This is a genomic window from Paenibacillus sp. FSL K6-1566 (assembly GCF_038050475.1).
Classification (GTDB): Bacteria; Bacillota; Bacilli; order Paenibacillales; family Paenibacillaceae; genus Paenibacillus_AQ; species Paenibacillus_AQ lactis.
In genome coordinates, this window is sequence record NZ_JBBOSR010000001.1 from 5,518,269 (window position 1) to 5,532,673 (window position 14,405).

Annotated in this window: 16 protein-coding genes and 1 riboswitch; of the genes, 4 read left to right on the forward strand and 12 right to left on the reverse strand. The window is 51.9% G+C overall.

Annotated elements, in window-relative coordinates; genetic code table 11:
* Positions 1-79 precede the first annotated feature (79 nt).
* Positions 80-619 carry a DUF3102 domain-containing protein gene (locus NST08_RS24660; protein WP_341342396.1) on the forward strand — a complete coding sequence of 180 codons (540 nt, stop codon included), beginning with the start codon at positions 80-82 and terminating at the stop codon, positions 617-619.
* Here NST08_RS24660 and NST08_RS24665 read toward each other — a convergent pair.
* The 5 genes from NST08_RS24665 to NST08_RS24685 all read right to left on the reverse strand — a co-directional run bounded on the left by NST08_RS24665 (position 609) and on the right by NST08_RS24685 (position 4,342).
* A complete protein-coding gene (locus tag NST08_RS24665) occupies positions 609-1,076 on the reverse strand; it encodes a DUF2441 domain-containing protein (RefSeq protein ID WP_341342397.1) in 468 nt (155 codons plus the stop codon). The genes NST08_RS24660 and NST08_RS24665 overlap by 11 nt on opposite strands.
* Before the next feature lie 14 nt (positions 1,077-1,090).
* Positions 1,091-1,327, reverse strand: coding sequence for a type II toxin-antitoxin system HicB family antitoxin (locus tag NST08_RS24670; RefSeq protein WP_341342398.1), 237 nt, complete (start codon positions 1,325-1,327; stop codon positions 1,091-1,093).
* A gap of 651 nt (positions 1,328-1,978) precedes the next feature.
* Positions 1,979-2,731, reverse strand: a complete 753-nt coding sequence (locus tag NST08_RS24675) for a helix-turn-helix domain-containing protein (RefSeq protein ID WP_341342399.1) — start codon at positions 2,729-2,731, stop codon at positions 1,979-1,981.
* A 12-nt stretch (positions 2,732-2,743) separates the two neighbouring features.
* Entirely contained in the window at positions 2,744-3,772 is a 1,029-nt protein-coding gene (locus tag NST08_RS24680; RefSeq protein ID WP_341342400.1) for a tyrosine-type recombinase/integrase, read from the reverse strand.
* Positions 3,773-3,982: 210 nt separating this feature from the next.
* Positions 3,983-4,342, reverse strand: coding sequence for a HesB/IscA family protein (locus NST08_RS24685; protein ID WP_007131990.1), 360 nt, complete (start codon positions 4,340-4,342; stop codon positions 3,983-3,985).
* Between the two features lie 392 nt (positions 4,343-4,734).
* On the opposite strand from NST08_RS24685, the gene mqnE reads away from it, so the two are divergent.
* Both mqnE and NST08_RS24695 read left to right on the forward strand, forming a co-directional pair.
* The gene (gene mqnE, locus NST08_RS24690; RefSeq protein ID WP_007131989.1) at positions 4,735-5,841 is read left to right on the forward strand and encodes an aminofutalosine synthase MqnE; all 1,107 of its coding nucleotides are present in this window, start codon (positions 4,735-4,737) and stop codon (positions 5,839-5,841) included.
* Positions 5,842-6,029: 188 nt separating this feature from the next.
* Complete coding sequence (locus tag NST08_RS24695) at positions 6,030-7,088, forward strand: NAD(P)/FAD-dependent oxidoreductase (RefSeq protein ID WP_210094564.1); 1,059 nt, start codon at positions 6,030-6,032, stop codon at positions 7,086-7,088.
* A 53-nt stretch (positions 7,089-7,141) separates the two neighbouring features.
* Here the strand turns inward: NST08_RS24695 and NST08_RS24700 are convergent, their stop codons facing one another.
* Positions 7,142-7,393, reverse strand: coding sequence for a YuzB family protein (locus tag NST08_RS24700; protein ID WP_210094565.1), 252 nt, complete (start codon positions 7,391-7,393; stop codon positions 7,142-7,144).
* 82 nt (positions 7,394-7,475) lie between these two features.
* On the opposite strand from NST08_RS24700, the gene NST08_RS24705 reads away from it, so the two are divergent.
* A complete protein-coding gene (locus tag NST08_RS24705) occupies positions 7,476-7,721 on the forward strand; it encodes a NifU family protein (protein WP_007131986.1) in 246 nt (81 codons plus the stop codon).
* A gap of 76 nt (positions 7,722-7,797) precedes the next feature.
* Here the strand turns inward: NST08_RS24705 and NST08_RS24710 are convergent, their stop codons facing one another.
* From NST08_RS24710 to NST08_RS24735, 6 genes are all read right to left on the reverse strand, one after another.
* Complete coding sequence (locus tag NST08_RS24710; RefSeq protein WP_007131985.1) at positions 7,798-8,571, reverse strand: SDR family oxidoreductase; 774 nt, start codon at positions 8,569-8,571, stop codon at positions 7,798-7,800.
* A 285-nt stretch (positions 8,572-8,856) separates the two neighbouring features.
* Positions 8,857-9,699 carry a MetQ/NlpA family ABC transporter substrate-binding protein gene (locus NST08_RS24715; protein ID WP_007131984.1) on the reverse strand — a complete coding sequence of 281 codons (843 nt, stop codon included), beginning with the start codon at positions 9,697-9,699 and terminating at the stop codon, positions 8,857-8,859.
* Positions 9,700-9,764: 65 nt separating this feature from the next.
* Positions 9,765-10,433: a methionine ABC transporter permease gene (locus NST08_RS24720; RefSeq protein WP_210094593.1), complete on the reverse strand. Its 669-nt coding sequence runs from the start codon at positions 10,431-10,433 to the stop codon at positions 9,765-9,767.
* Positions 10,433-11,449: a methionine ABC transporter ATP-binding protein gene (locus NST08_RS24725; protein ID WP_210094566.1), complete on the reverse strand. Its 1,017-nt coding sequence runs from the start codon at positions 11,447-11,449 to the stop codon at positions 10,433-10,435. Before NST08_RS24725 ends, NST08_RS24720 begins: the two co-directional genes overlap by 1 nt.
* A 112-nt stretch (positions 11,450-11,561) precedes the next feature.
* A riboswitch (SAM riboswitch) is annotated at positions 11,562-11,710 on the reverse strand.
* Positions 11,711-11,829: 119 nt separating this feature from the next.
* Positions 11,830-12,549, reverse strand: a complete 720-nt coding sequence (locus tag NST08_RS24730; protein ID WP_210094567.1) for a Cthe_2314 family HEPN domain-containing protein — start codon at positions 12,547-12,549, stop codon at positions 11,830-11,832.
* 52 nt (positions 12,550-12,601) lie between these two features.
* The gene (locus NST08_RS24735) at positions 12,602-14,371 is read right to left on the reverse strand and encodes a UbiD family decarboxylase (protein WP_210094568.1); all 1,770 of its coding nucleotides are present in this window, start codon (positions 14,369-14,371) and stop codon (positions 12,602-12,604) included.
* Positions 14,372-14,405: the final 34 nt, after the last annotated feature.

Sequence of the window (14,405 nt, forward strand, 5' to 3'; positions counted from 1 at the left end):
GCGGTTACTTAAATCATCCCATATCCGAAATTTTACCATATTGCGACAAAGTTGTCCGCATAATAAGGAGGCGATAATATTGAGCGAACTATCAACGCAGTCAACGCAACTATCAGCGGATCTCCCAACGATTACCGCGGAGATCAACGCTTACAAACGAGTCGCGGGCGAAGCTATATTCGAGATAGGTCGGCGGCTCAAATCCGTACGGGATGCGAAAGCGGATAGCGGCGATCCTAACGAAAGGAAACTCGCTAGACAACGAGAAGAGGCCGGAGGGTGGATTCGGTGGCTTGAGGACCACGTAGACTTCAAAAGATCCTATGCTCACAAGTTTATTGCGGTGTTCGAAGAGGTTGGTGAAGGTGTTTCGACGTCGAAACATAGAGTGCTGGAAGCACTATATGAAATCGCAACACTTCCTCCCGAAGAACGTGGTCGCGAACATACACTCAAGTCAGGCGCGGTCAAGGTTCCCGACGAGATGACAGTCCGAGAACTACGTGAGGTCAAAGCGGCACTAAAGGCGGAAAGAGAAGCGCGTGAGAAGGCGGAGGCGGATTACGAGACGGTGCGCGATACGCTCGAGGCAATACGTGGCGAGCCGGCTAGCGCTTAGGACCGGCAACCTCGTTTAAGAGCCGAATACCATCGCCGCCGCACAGAGTCTCCCATTTTGGGAAAGTCGAATGAACTCCGGCCCAGTAGAGGTGTGCGCATCTTATAATTCCTACTCTGTCTAAATGATTACAATCTAGCCATGTCATATCCGCATCAAAAATCTGGTAATCTTCTAGGTTCGCAGGCTCTACTTCGTATATACAGCCATCGTGCAAATGAGTCATTTTATCTCTATATTCAAAGATGCTGGTATAATCCCGCATTACATAATTACATGCCAATCGGCTTGGCTTTCTATTATAGAATGCCTTCCTAATTTCCTCAAAGATCATCTCTTTTAAATACTGCGGTTTTATATCCGGATTATCTCTATTACCAATTAGATTTGCATAGTAAAAAGTTGGAGTGATAACACTACCAACTTGAATAGGGGCCCTTGTGGCGTGATAAAACATCTATTGCGCTCCTCCTAAGCCTCGATAATAACTACTCTTTGATCCGCGCCAACAATGATATCCGCAGCGTCTGTCGGCGCCGGTATATCGTTACCATCCGTCTCCATTCCGTAGAGATGAAGCGCGAGACAATCCTTCGCCATGTGTAGCGCATCGGTGTCGCTGTCTCCGCAGGTTAATGCACCGGGAAGGTCCGGAAACTCTACAGAGATGCCGTCGTCTGCGTATGTAAAGATTGCGGGGTATTCCATCGTTTATCACTCGTACTCTATAATGTTATGTATTGCGGAGGGGATATGGGACCCCTGCGAAATGTTTACGTATTAATAACGTAATTTTATATGTGTTTGTGGCAGGTAAATCGGAAAAAGTTTAAAAATATTTTTATGTCCGCTTTGAAATCATCGCGATATTAGCGTCTGTATGCAACAGACGTCTAGTAGTATTCCGGCACGGTCAGAACGGCTAATAGGCTGCTAGAGACGCCTATAGCGTGCGGAATATGAGCCTGGCTAACGACGCCCGCCCTGTGAGAGACTAACGCCAATAAAATAAATATTTTCAAAGTTGTTGTAACGGTACCTTCGCAGGTGTAAGATATAGTTGGTGATAATTAAATTACGCAATTACATTATTCGATTGTAGCAAGGCAAGGGTAATAAAATCATACTTTTCTTGATTGAGTAGCTCACGACTCCCGCCAAAGAGAATGAGCTACTCTTTCTTTTGAGATAATTTAATCAACGCAAATATTGCTGTGAACAATAAAACCACGAACGTCATTGCTGTGAAGACAAGTTGAAGCGTTTGATATACGTCCAGAATATCACCACCGAGCCCTTACCTTGCTCTATAGTATATTCTAGCACATTGTGGATAAAGTGCCCCAGCCTAAACGTCTCTTATCGGATATATTTTCTTTTAAAATTTTGCGCCTCCCACTCCGCCAGTGCTTCCGCATAGCACTCGTGAAATATCCCTACGGGAGAATATACGTCTGGCTTCGGCAATCCCGTCCGCAGATCAACGGCCTTTGAGAAATACCGATCGGCAGCCAGCGAAATAACCTCCGCCCCCAACCGTCCACTAAATCTACGCGTCAGCATCGCGTATATATCCTCGAAATAGTGGTCGTAAAGACTTGCGGTATCGTTTAGCGGCAGCTTGTGCAGCGCTTTAGCCAGCGCCTGTAAAATCGCGTTATCCGCGCTCTTATTACCTTCTTTCTTAAAGTCATTATTATTAAAATCATTAATTACTTGTGGCGGCTTTTCCGTTTGCGGTTTTTCCACGTACGGAATTTCCGTTTGCGGCGAATCCGGACCTGGATCGTCAATTATCGGCCGCTCATATACAACGGTCTCCATGCCGGTTATTCGATTCGATTCATCGCGTGTCTGCCGGCGCTCCACATAGCCGCAGGATTCGAGTTCCTTTATCGCGGAATACACCGCATCTCGTCCGTCCTTTGACCGCTTTACTAGATCGGAAGTGAACACGCGCCAGTTTGACGGCTTAGAGAGTAAATAGGCGAGAAGGCCCTTCGCTTTCCAGGAGAGGCGCTCGTCCGATAAGAAGAACGGATCAATGATCGCGTAGCCGCTCTCACGCTTAGAGACGCGGACAATGCCGCCCTTACGTTGTTCTGTCGTCATGATCGCGCCCTCCTATTTCCGCTTCTTAATGAACCGGTTAGTTGGCGAGTATTCATCGTGACTTTTCCGTAAGTCGTTCGTATCCAATTGCACATATCGCCGCATCGTACGCATATCCGCCCATCCGCCCATTTTCTGAATCGTGAACGGATCTGCTCCGTTAAGAACCATTGCTCTGGCCCACGTATGGCGGTACACGTGCGCGGTCATTTTCTTGTTGGATATGCCGGCCTTTTCCCCGTAATACTTTAATCGCTTATTGAAGTGGTTCGCGGATAATGGGTCTCCGAATGATGACATAAAAATACGATCCGTTGTAAAGAACTGTTTATTTTCCTCGATAAGCTCTAGCAACAGTTTCGCAGTATGGCCGGAGATTGGTACCATTCGCGGCTTACGGTTTTTGTTCATTTCGGCAGGTAATACGATGAATCGCGTCTGGAAGTCGATATCCCCAGCGCGAAGATGAAGCAATTCTGACACTCTGAGACCGCTGTCTAATAACGTAACGATCCCGACATAATCCCGAAATCCTACGAAATCTCTTCGATTCGGCTGCGCTAATATCGCCTTTACTTCTTCGTCCGTGAGGCAGTTTGTAAGGTCGATGTCCTGACGCAATAGTTTTACCTTCGCGAAAGGATTATTTTCTAGTAACTCATCGCGCTCCAATTGATTGAAAATTGCCTTTAACGTTCGTAGCCTGATATTTACTGTTGTATCCGATAGCCCTACGTCCTTTGTCGTTATATATTTGTGTCCGTCATACCGCGTTCGATCATATTTCATATACGAAATATGGTCGCGGATCATCTGCGTGGTGATTTCGTCTATGTATGTAACGTCCGGATGGGCTTCATTTAGCCAAGCGGTAAAATATCCGTAATGTTTAGCGTAATCAGCCAGCGTTCGTTCGCGCAGTCCTTCCGCCTTTTTAGCACTAACGGCAAAATCGAGCCCCTGATCCAGTGTTATTCGCGGAAACTCCCGCAGGGTCCGGGCTCCGTTCGGTACGCGTCTCTCACGTTTCTTTAACGACATAAAAAAGACCTCCATAGCGTAAATTTACGCAATAGAGGTCGTAATCCACAATCCATAAACACCGTTTTTAGGATTGTTAACGTACATGATCCGGGATTGATAACGTTCAATTTCGACTCGTTATCCGCAATCCCAAACGTCCGTTCGCGCTGTGGCTTCCGTTTCGGATTCCGTTCAGATCAACGGAATGAAAACCGCGAAACCCCGGTTTTAGCAAGGCTCAGCGCTTGGCTTACCCGCATCTTCCCTCGTGCGGAAGGACGAGCCGCAGCCGCAAGTGACGGTAGCGTTCGGATTATGGATGGTGAATCCCCCGGTCATGCCGGATTCCTCAAAGTCGATTTCAAGACCGTTCAAATATTTCATGCTGTCCTTCTCGACAACCACCTTCATATCCTGAACGTTCATATATACATCATCTTCCGTCTCCTGGTCGTCAAAGCCCATCGCATACGAAAAACCGCTGCATCCGCCGGCCGTGACACCCAAACGAAGGAACATATTCGGTGTTTCCTGCTCAGCCAGCATCTCTTTCAAACGCTCTGCAGCTGTGTCGCTGATTGTAATCATTTAGGTCACCCTCCTTTTCGTTCACTCTTAAGTATACTCCTCTTCCCTCAATCCCTCAAGGCCGTAAATGCCCGCCGCTTCTTCCTGCGGATTCCCTTTTTCCAATTCGTCTATTTGTATTGCTACCCCGGAGGGTCAGGTTTATAATAGGGGAGGAACATGGGCGGCAACTGTCAGATTATTGTCACACTCCCGCATATCGCGTGGGAAAAAGGTTATGGCGGTCTACAGTTGTATATTTTTTCACAAAGTTTGGTTTTTATTCAGCCCTATCGTTACGTTGATGCTGTACCCTTGAGAACCGGACCGTTCCCTGCGGGGAGTGATTACTTAATGATCATTTCAGCTGCCGGATTTCACGGAAGCTGAAGTGTGAACAGGAGGATGGAAGTATGTCCACAATCATAACACCATTTACCGATCGGAGAATGGCTGAGATCGTTGAGAAGGTACGGAGCGGCGAGCGCCTCAACCTCGAAGACGGCGTGTACCTGTACCAGACGGACGACCTGCTGACCCTCGGGCAGCTGGCCAATGAAGCGAATCTACGCAAGAACGGCAAGAAAGTATATTTTATCGAGAACATGAGCCTTTACTTTACGAACGTGTGTGAATCCCGCTGCGCGTTCTGCAATTTCAGAAAGGATCAGGGCGAGGAAGGCTCCTATACGCTGTCCGGTCCCGAGATGATCGAATACGTTGAACAGCATATCCACCCGGGCATCCGTGAATTCCATATCGTCGGCGGACATAATAATCATGTGCCGTTCCAATATTATGTCGATTCCCTCAAAGCGCTGAACGAGCGTTTCCCTGATGTAACCCTGAAGGCCTACACGGCAGCCGAGATCGAGTTCTTCACCCGCATCAGCGGTCTGAGCACGAAGGAAGTGCTGGAAGAGCTCATGAAGGCGGGCCTCAAATCCCTCACCGGCGGCGGAGCCGAGATCCTGTCCGACCAGTACCGTCAGAAAATGAAGGTGGACAAAGCCAATGTCGACCAGTACCTTGAAGTCCACCGCACCGCCCACCAGCTCGGCATGAAGACCCATACCACCATGCTGTACGGGGCGATCGAGAGCCATGAGGACCGGATCCGGCACATGATGCAGATTCGGGATCTGCAGGATGAAACCGGCGGCTTCCTTGTCTTCATTCCATTGTCTATGCAGCCGAAGAGTAAAAATGCCGGCATCATGCGCCGCAACTCTGCCTACGAGGATCTGAAGACCATTGCGATCAGCCGGCTGATGCTGGATAACATCGATCACATCAAGGCTTATTTCATCAATATCGGCCCGCAGTTGACCCAGGTATCGCTCAGCTTCGGCGCTTCGGACGTGCACGGCACGATTCTGAAGGAACGGATCAGCCATGCTGCAGGGGCGCTGACGCCGGAAGGCCTTACGCGCAAAGAGCTCGTATGGCTCATTCAAGGCGCAGGCCGCATCCCCGTTGAACGGGACACGTTTTATAACGAGATCAAGGTTTACGAATAAACGATCGATCAGCCTAATCCCCAACCTTCTGGAGACTTCGGCACCCGCATCAGCGTTCGAAATAACGGAAAACAGGTTAAAGAGATATTATAGTGTGGGGATTCCTAGCCGCTTCTAGCGGCGTTTTTCTTGCGACTGGCACTTACGAACAATCTCTCATTCTTATCTCTTGAGAAAGGAAGAATTTTATGAACAAGCTCGTCATTCTCGGCGGAGGCTATGGTGGTCTTGCCTTAATTCAGGAATTATTCAGCGGCTATCTTCCCCCGGACGTGGAGGTCGTGCTCATCGACCGCATGCCTTACCAAGGACTGAAGACCGAATACTACGCGCTGGCAGCCGGCACGGTGGCCGATACCGCCGTTCGTGTCAAGTTCCCGGTTTATGACCGGCTTCAGATCCTGTATGGTGAAGTCACATCGATTGATCTTGAGAACCGGCGCGTGAACATATTGGACCAGGATCCCGTGGAATACGATCAGCTCGCCATTGCGCTTGGCTGCACGGATCGTTACCACGGAGTACCGGGCGCGGAGGAGTATACCTACAGCCTGCAGTCGTTCGCCGCGACCCGGGAAACCTATCTGCGGCTGAACAATTTGAAGCCGTACAGCCAGGTTCATATCATCGGCGGAGGCTTAAGCGGAATCGAGCTCGCGGCCGATCTTCGCGAAAGCCGTCCTGACCTCAATATCGCCATCCTGGACCGGGGACAGCGGGTGCTTTCTTCTTTTCCTAACCGGTTGTCCGCTTATATTCATCGCTGGTTCGAGGAGCATCATGTCGAGATCCATAGCGGGGTCTCGGTATCCAGAGTGGAGAAGGACGCCGTCTATAATCTCGATACGCCGATCGCCACCGATCTGGCTGTATGGACGGCAGGCATCCAGCCTGTAAAAGTGGTGCAGGACCTCGATCTGCCAAAAGACCGCAGCGGACGCGTGCTGCTGAACCAGTATTATCAGGTACCTTCCCATCCGGAGGTATATGTCATCGGCGACTGCGCGAGCCTTCCGTTCGTACCGAGCGCCCAGGCTGCCGGCGCCCAGGCGGAACAAGTCGGCCACGTCTTAAAGGCATTATGGCGCGATGATGTGCCGAAGGTATCGCCGTTGAAGCTGAAGGGAACCCTCGGCTCTCTCGGCAAGCATGCGGGCTTCGGACTGATGGGCAATACTTCGGTCATCGGACGCGTGCCGCGGATTTTGAAGAGCGGCGTGCTCTGGAAATCCAAGCGCCACTACTAGGCGAATCATAGATTCAGCGATCCCGCTTCATTAAAGTGGATAGGGAGCCCGATTCAATCTTCGGGCTCCCTCCCTTCCGCCAAAGCTTCGAGCCGGCGGCATATCTTGTCATACAGCTCCTCCGCCGTGGGCGCTTCCACCCAGTCGCCGTCCACATACGCAAAGGGCATCAAATAGCATTGACCGCAGCTGGTCAGACAGCCGTACTCGATCACCTGGCAGTCGTATTGACCTTCCAGCTTCTTCAATGCTTGATCCGTTCCGAAATAGGAGTTGCTTGTGCAAAATTCAATATAGATGGTCATCGGTCACAGCCCCTCCTTAAGATTGGCATTTTAATTTGCCGGTTTATGTACTATAATATAGGGAGGAAAGGAGTTGAACAAGATGAGCGATAACACGCAAACCACTGTATACGATGAAGTGGCTGAAGTGCTTGATAAGCTTCGTCCGTTCCTGCAGCGCGATGGCGGTGACGTGGAATTGGTCGACGTTGAAGACGGCATCGTTAAGCTGAAATTGATGGGTGCATGCGGCAGCTGCCCAAGCTCCACCATCACCTTGAAGGCAGGGATTGAACGCGCCCTGGTTGAGGAAGTAGAAGGCATTCAAGAAGTAGTGCAAGTATTTTAATCTTGTGTTTAGTATAAGAGTCTTGGCTCCCCTCGGGATCCAAGACTCTTTTTTGTGGCGGTATGGTATGGCGTGCTTATTCCGGCTTGATCAAAGGACGAATCGGATCCAGCCCGCCGGATATATCCATAATGTTGCCTGTAATGAAGTCCGATTTATCCATGCACAGATATTCAATCACTCTTGCAATATCCTCGCCGCTGCCCGAGCGTCCCCGCGGCGTCATGCCGTCATGGATGCCGGCCACCTCGTCGATCGTCTTCTCCTTGTTCGCCCCGCGGATGTCGCCAGGGCAGATCATGTTGACGGTAATTCCGTAGGGTGCCTCTTCGACCGCCAAGGATTTCGTGAAGGATACGAGCCCCACCTTGGCCGCCGCATAAGCGGCACGCTGGGGCCAAGCGCGCGCTTCCCCGGCATGGCCGAAGCCGAAATGGATAATCCGTCCCCATCGCTTCTCCCTCATCGCCGGCAGCACCCGGTGGTCAAGCAGCATGACGCCGGTCAGGTTGCCGTTCACCATATGTACGATTTCATCCCGGCTGTATTCCGAGAACAGGCGCCTTTCCCGGATGAAAGGACCCGCGTTGTTAACCAGGATATCCACGGTGCCGAGCTCGCGTTCCGTCTGATCAACTAGGGAATACAGCTCGGACTCGTCTGCAATATTGGCCTTTACCACGATGGATTTAACGCCGAAGCTCTCAATTTCGCGGGAGAGCGCCTCCGCTTCATTCTTGCTGTTGACATAATTTATAACAATACTGCATCCCTGCCGTGCTAACGACAGCGCAGTCATTTTTCCGAGTCCTGTCGCACTGCCGGTAATCAGCGCCACTTTTCCCTTCAATGGTTTCCCTCCTTCGAGTATCGCCTTCCTTCAGTATAAAAGATTTGCTGTTTCCCCACAACTTGAGGACAGACCGGAATCCTGCAAGATATGAGCGGCCATTTTCTTTCCTCAAAAGAAAAGAAAGGAGCTCCCGATTAGCTGCACAAGCCGCAGCATGGTCGGGATGCCCCTTTCATACGAAAAGTTCGTTGTATTCAGTAGATCCTTCTGTCCGGAGTTAACCGGTCTAACCGTAATCCGGGCCGGATCCGCTTCCGTAGGCATCCTGCCTACATCTGCACATTAGAATGCCGGGATAACGGCTCCTTTGTATTCCTGTTCAATAAAAGTCTTCACATCTTCCGAAGTCAGCGCCTTCGCCAGCTTCTGGATAGCTTCCGAATCCTTGTTGTCCGGGCGAGCTACCAGCAGGTTCGCGTAAGGGTTATCCTTGTCTTCGATAAACAGCGCGTCCTTCGTTGGGTCAAGGCCGGCTTCCAATGCATAGTTCGTGTTGATGACAGCAAGATCAAGCTCATCCAGCATGCGAGGCAGCATGGCAGCTTCCACTTCTTTGAATTCCAGGTTTTTCGGATTTTCCGTAATATCCTTCGCGGTCGCTTCCAGCTTGGTTTCGTCCGCCAGCTTGATAACGCCGTTCTTGGACAGCAGGGTCAGCGCACGGCCCGCGTTGGACGGATCGTTCGGAATGGCGACCACGGCGCCGTCCTTCAGCTCGTCGACCGACTTGATCGTTCTGGAATAAGCGCCAAGCGGCTCAACGTGTACGGCGATAACGGACTCCAGCTTCAATCCGCGTTCCTTGATCTCGTTATCGAGATACGGCTTATGCTGGAAGAAGTTCGCGTCGATCTCCTTGGAGTCGACCTTCGTATTCGGCAGCACGTAATCGGTGAATTCGACAATTTCCAGATTCACGCCTTCTTTTTCAAGCGCAGGTTTGATATGCTCAAGAATCTTTGCATGCGGTGCCGGCGAAGCCCCCACCTTAATGGTTACCTTCTCTTGTCCCGCAGCGCCGTTTGTATCCGCAGGCTCCGATGCGTTATCCGCAGGCTTGCTGCCGCAAGCAGCCAGCACCGCGACCAAAGTCAGACTAATGAATGCCAATACCCATTTTTTCATCCTAAAACTCTCCCTCCGAAAATAGTTTATCTATATGATGTCTTCCTTGTTGCTCCAGCAATCCGTTATTTTCTTGTAAAATGACGCACCAGCCGGTCTCCCGCCATCTGCAGGAGCTGCACCAGCACAATCATCAAGACAACGGCCAAAATCATAATCTCCGTCTCATAACGGTAGTAACCGTACTTGATCGCCAAATCCCCCAAACCGCCGCCGCCAACCTGGCCGGACATCGCGGTATACGATACGAGTGTCACGATCGTGATCGTCATGCCTGCCAGCAAGCCCGGGCGGGCTTCCGGCAGCAGCACTCTCCACACGATCTGGCTGGTCGATGAGCCCATGGCGTGGGCGGCTTCGATGACGCCTTTATCCACTTCGTTCAGCGCCGTCTCCACAAGTCTCGCGAAGAACGGCGCCGCTCCGACGACAAGCGGAGGAATGGTCCCGAGCACGCCGTACGATACCCCGACGATCGACTTCGTAATCGGAATCATGGCTACGATCAGAATGATGAATGGAACCGACCGCAGAATGTTCACGATGAACGACAGGATGGAATAGCCGAAGCGAACGAAGCCTGACGTTGATCTGGCAGCCATATACAGAAGCACCCCGATCGGGAGGCCGATGATGAAGCTGAACAAGGCCGAAGCGCCCAGCATGCGCAGCGTATCCAGCGTGGCCGTGCCAATCTCATTCCAATCCACCTGAGAAAAATCCAGTCCGAGCATCAATGAATCACCTCCACGTCTAATCCTTGATCCAGCAGTCTGCGGATCGTGTCTTCAATCGCGCCCTTGCTGCCTTCAAACCGTACGATCAGCTGCCCGTATGGCGTTTCCTTGATCGTTGAGATAGTCCCTTGCAGGATCGCAAAGTTAACCCCGGTCTCATGGACCGTATGCGACAAGATCGACTCGTACGTCTTCGACCCGAGGAACGTGATCTGCACCGCCTGCGAGGAGCTCCCGTCTTGACCTTGAAGCGCTAGTCGCAATGCATCGCCGTTGTCCATCTCCTGACGGATGAACTCCCGCGTAACCTCGTGCTTCGGCTTCAGGAACACTTCCGTCACCGGACCTTGCTCCACAATGCCGCCTTGGTGAATGACCGCCACTCTGTCGCAAATGCTCTGGATGACATGCATCTCATGCGTGATCAGCACAATCGTCAGGTTAAACTTCTTGTTAATATCCAGCAGCAGCCGCAGGATCGAATCCGTCGTCTGAGGGTCCAAGGCCGAGGTGGCCTCGTCGCAGAGCAGCACCTCCGGGTCGCTTGCAAGCGCCCTGGCGATTCCTACCCGCTGCTTCTGGCCGCCCGACAGCTGGGACGGGTATTTGTCCCGATGCTCCGCAAGACCGACCAAATTCAGAAGCTCGCTTACCTTGCGCTCGATGTCCGCCTTCGAAGTCTTGATCAGACGAAGCGGAAAGGCGATGTTGTCATAGACCGTTGCAGAGGACAGCAGATTGAAATGCTGAAAGATCATGCCGATCTTCCGCCGCTCCGCCTGCAGCTGCTTCTTTCCGAGGCTCGTCAGGTTGACGCCGCCTACCCACACCTCGCCGGACGTCGGACGTTCCAGCAAATTCATGCAGCGGATGAGCGTGCTCTTGCCTGCCCCGGAATGTCCGATGACACCGAATATTTCTCCTTTTTCAATCGACAAATTCAATCCGGACAATGCTGTGGTCATTCGGCCGGCTTTTCCGTACTGCTTCGTCAATTGCTTCAGTTCAATCAAACCGTGATCCCCCTTTTTTCGTGCTAACGTTTCATATCTATTTACCCGCAAAAGAAAAGAGCCACTTTTTGCAGAATCAAAAAGGGCTCTCTTTACATAAAGTCGACGCCTTTTCTCATCTGTCAAAGCAGCCTATACGTCGCGCTGCTTTGAAGGAATTAGCACCATGTCACTCCATTTGCGTTCATTGCACTTGCAATCAACGCTGGAGCCGGTTGCCGGGCTTCATCGGGCCTGTCCCTCCGCCTCTCTCGATAAGAAAACTCGATATGAAATTTTTTCGTTATATTGATGTGTTTTTCAAATCATATTCATGAATGCAATTGTTAGTATAGTTTTTTTTCGCCCTTTTGTCAAAAGGAATTTCATGGTCGGCTGCATCAAGCCCGGATCCCGTTCTTCGCCCACATTTGGTTCGTATACCGGTAGGATGCTCTCAGGCTTTGGCACACCATTTCAAGCCCTTGCTCCAGCTCATCCAGGTGCGACCCGATATCCTCCAGCTCGATCCGCTCCGACAGTCCCTGATGGCGCTGCCACAGGTCGTCCTGCATTTCCGAATTCATGTAGTGAATCTCGGTGTTGCGCCGTTTCCGCAGCTTGTTCATCGGAGTTTTATAGCGCTCCTTGATCGCCTCCAGCTCTGCGGACAGCTCGCCGTGCGCCTTCAGGAACTTGAACTGGCGAAGCACGGTAAAGTAGGAGAAATGCTCCTTCACCTTCGAGGTGTTCAGATCGTACAGATCGTTCAGCACCGTTCCCAGCTTGTCAAGGATTGAGAATACGCGAATAAATCCGTTCTTATAAAAATAAACATAGCGCCGGTATTCCCCTTGCTCCTCGATCGACATGTCATCCACATATCCCGAATTGACCGATCGGCTGAAATGCTTCGCTGCATTCCAGCTCTGCTCCAGTTCATCGAGCGACACGATTAAACCGCGCGTCCATATTTCAAGCTTGCGAAAGTCATGCGTCGGGTCTTCATTTTTTTCCATTTCCTTCTTCAGCAGCTGGCTCGTCTTGACCATCGATTCAATCGCTTCTTCAAGCAGCCCGTTATTCTGCCGCGGTTGTTCCCCAAGCAACAAACGAAGCATGGGCCGCACCTCCTACGTCAAAATGTCCCTGATTCCCTCTAGGATGGACTGGTCATTTGCCGAAATATTCGTTCCAGCGGGCATCCACCGTCTTTACGATATCCTCCCGCGGGAACAGCTCATCCGGGTATCCGGGCTTCATGCGGGCATCAATGACCAGCGGAAGCTTGTACGACAGATGATGATGCTCGATCTCGCTGGCGGCGAAGATATCCGTTGCGGGATTAAAGCGGGTAAATACCGTCCACAAGAACGATGTTTGCGTGGCGGACGTCGACTTGGCATCATCCACGACGATCACCAGCGGCCATTTCGTGCTGCGGGCATGCATGAACTCCATGACGCGCTGGGCCAGCCCAGGTTCTTTCTCATAGGATGCCCCGGATACGACAAGGCAACCGCCGCAATATGCGACCGCCTGGGAAATTCCCGGAATATCCCCTTCATCGTAGCTTCGCGGAAGCTCGCGGATCGGCTCCCCGATCCCCATCAGCACGGCCTTGCTGCCGTGATTCAGCTTCTGCCCCGTATAATCCAGCGTATCATGCGAGGTTTTATTAAATATGAATAAATCCGTTGCCGGATTAAATCGTTCCAGCACCGCTTCTAGCGTCTCGTTGAAATCCGACAGGTCCAGCGGCCGGTTCGTCAGCATCAGCATTTTGGTGAGCGACAGCTGACCCTCGCCCAGAATCCGGAACGCGGAGACGAGCGCCTCGCGGGAATAGCTCTCCCGAACGACCGCTGCCGTCAGTGCATGGAACCCGGTTTCCGCATAGGTCCATAGCGAGCGGACCGACGGCATCACCATCGGGAAGGCCGGGGACAGCAGGCGCTGCAAAAACTCGCCCAGGTAGTAGTCCTCTTGCCGCGGCTTTCCGACGATCGTTGCCGGATAAATAGCGTCCTTGCGGTGCCACATATTCTTCACATGAAGCACCGGGAAGTCATGCGCAAGGGAATAATAGCCGTAGTGATCGCCGAAAGGACCCTCCAGGCGGCGTTCATGCGGCGGCACGATTCCGCTGATCGCGAATTCCGCCTCTGCCGGAATGCGGTGTCCGCCAAGCGGGTTGTCTGTCATCGGCAGCTTGCCGCCCATGATCAGCGAAGCCATCAGCAGCTCCGGCAGATGCTCCGGCACCGGTGCGATAGCGGAGGCAATCAGCGCAGGCGGGCCGCCGACGAAGACGGACACCGGCAGCGGCTGATTCTGCTGCTCTGCCTCGAAGTAGTGAAAGCCGCCTCCCTTATGAATCTGCCAATGGATTCCGGTGGTCGAGTCATCATAAATTTGAATCCGGTACATGCCCAGATTATGATCCTTCGGCTTCGATGGGCTCTCGGTATAGACGAGCGGAAGCGTGATGAACGGTCCGCCGTCCTCCTGCCAGCTGGTCAACCGCGGTAGCTGCTTGAGCGGATTCTCCGTCACCTTGACGCCCATCACCGGCGCTTCTTGCTGAGGCACGGATTTCATCCCTACCTTTAAAATATCCTTAAACAGCCCGCGTTCATTCCACAGCGCGGAAAACGTAGGCGGCAGCAGCTTATCGGTTGCCCCGATGATCGATTTCATCAGCTGCTCCGGGCGCGGACCGAATGCCATGTCGACCCGGCGCGCGGTTCCGAACAGATTCGTTGCCACTGGAAAAGGCGTCCCTTTCACATTGGTAAACAGCAGGGCAGGTCCTCCCTCTTCGATCACGCGCCGGTGAATTTCAGCCAGTTCCAGATACGGATCCACCGGTGCTTCAATGACAGCAAGATCATTTTCCTTGCGAAGCGTTTCAAGCCATTGGCGTAGATTCTGGTAAATCAAGTGCTCCACTCCTTCGGGTACAACAAAGTCCTCG

Excerpts from the sequence above, each read along its gene's own strand:
- NST08_RS24700 (WP_210094565.1), bottom strand. The coding sequence starts at position 7,393 with ATGACCATCTATATTGAATTTTGCACAAGCAACTCCTATTTCGGAACG.
- NST08_RS24720 (WP_210094593.1), bottom strand. The coding sequence starts at position 10,433 with ATGCTCGGACTGGATTTTTCTCAGGTGGATTGGAATGAGATTGGCACG.
- NST08_RS24730 (WP_210094567.1), bottom strand. The coding sequence starts at position 12,549 with ATGCTTCGTTTGTTGCTTGGGGAACAACCGCGGCAGAATAACGGGCTG.
- NST08_RS24665 (WP_341342397.1), bottom strand. The coding sequence starts at position 1,076 with ATGTTTTATCACGCCACAAGGGCCCCTATTCAAGTTGGTAGTGTTATC.
- NST08_RS24705 (WP_007131986.1), top strand. The coding sequence starts at position 7,476 with ATGAGCGATAACACGCAAACCACTGTATACGATGAAGTGGCTGAAGTG.
- NST08_RS24680 (WP_341342400.1), bottom strand. The coding sequence starts at position 3,772 with ATGTCGTTAAAGAAACGTGAGAGACGCGTACCGAACGGAGCCCGGACC.
- NST08_RS24695 (WP_210094564.1), top strand. The coding sequence starts at position 6,030 with ATGAACAAGCTCGTCATTCTCGGCGGAGGCTATGGTGGTCTTGCCTTA.
- NST08_RS24670 (WP_341342398.1), bottom strand. The coding sequence starts at position 1,327 with ATGGAATACCCCGCAATCTTTACATACGCAGACGACGGCATCTCTGTA.
- NST08_RS24675 (WP_341342399.1), bottom strand. The coding sequence starts at position 2,731 with ATGACGACAGAACAACGTAAGGGCGGCATTGTCCGCGTCTCTAAGCGT.
- NST08_RS24715 (WP_007131984.1), bottom strand. The coding sequence starts at position 9,699 with ATGAAAAAATGGGTATTGGCATTCATTAGTCTGACTTTGGTCGCGGTG.
- NST08_RS24685 (WP_007131990.1), bottom strand. The coding sequence starts at position 4,342 with ATGATTACAATCAGCGACACAGCTGCAGAGCGTTTGAAAGAGATGCTG.
- mqnE (WP_007131989.1), top strand. The coding sequence starts at position 4,735 with ATGTCCACAATCATAACACCATTTACCGATCGGAGAATGGCTGAGATC.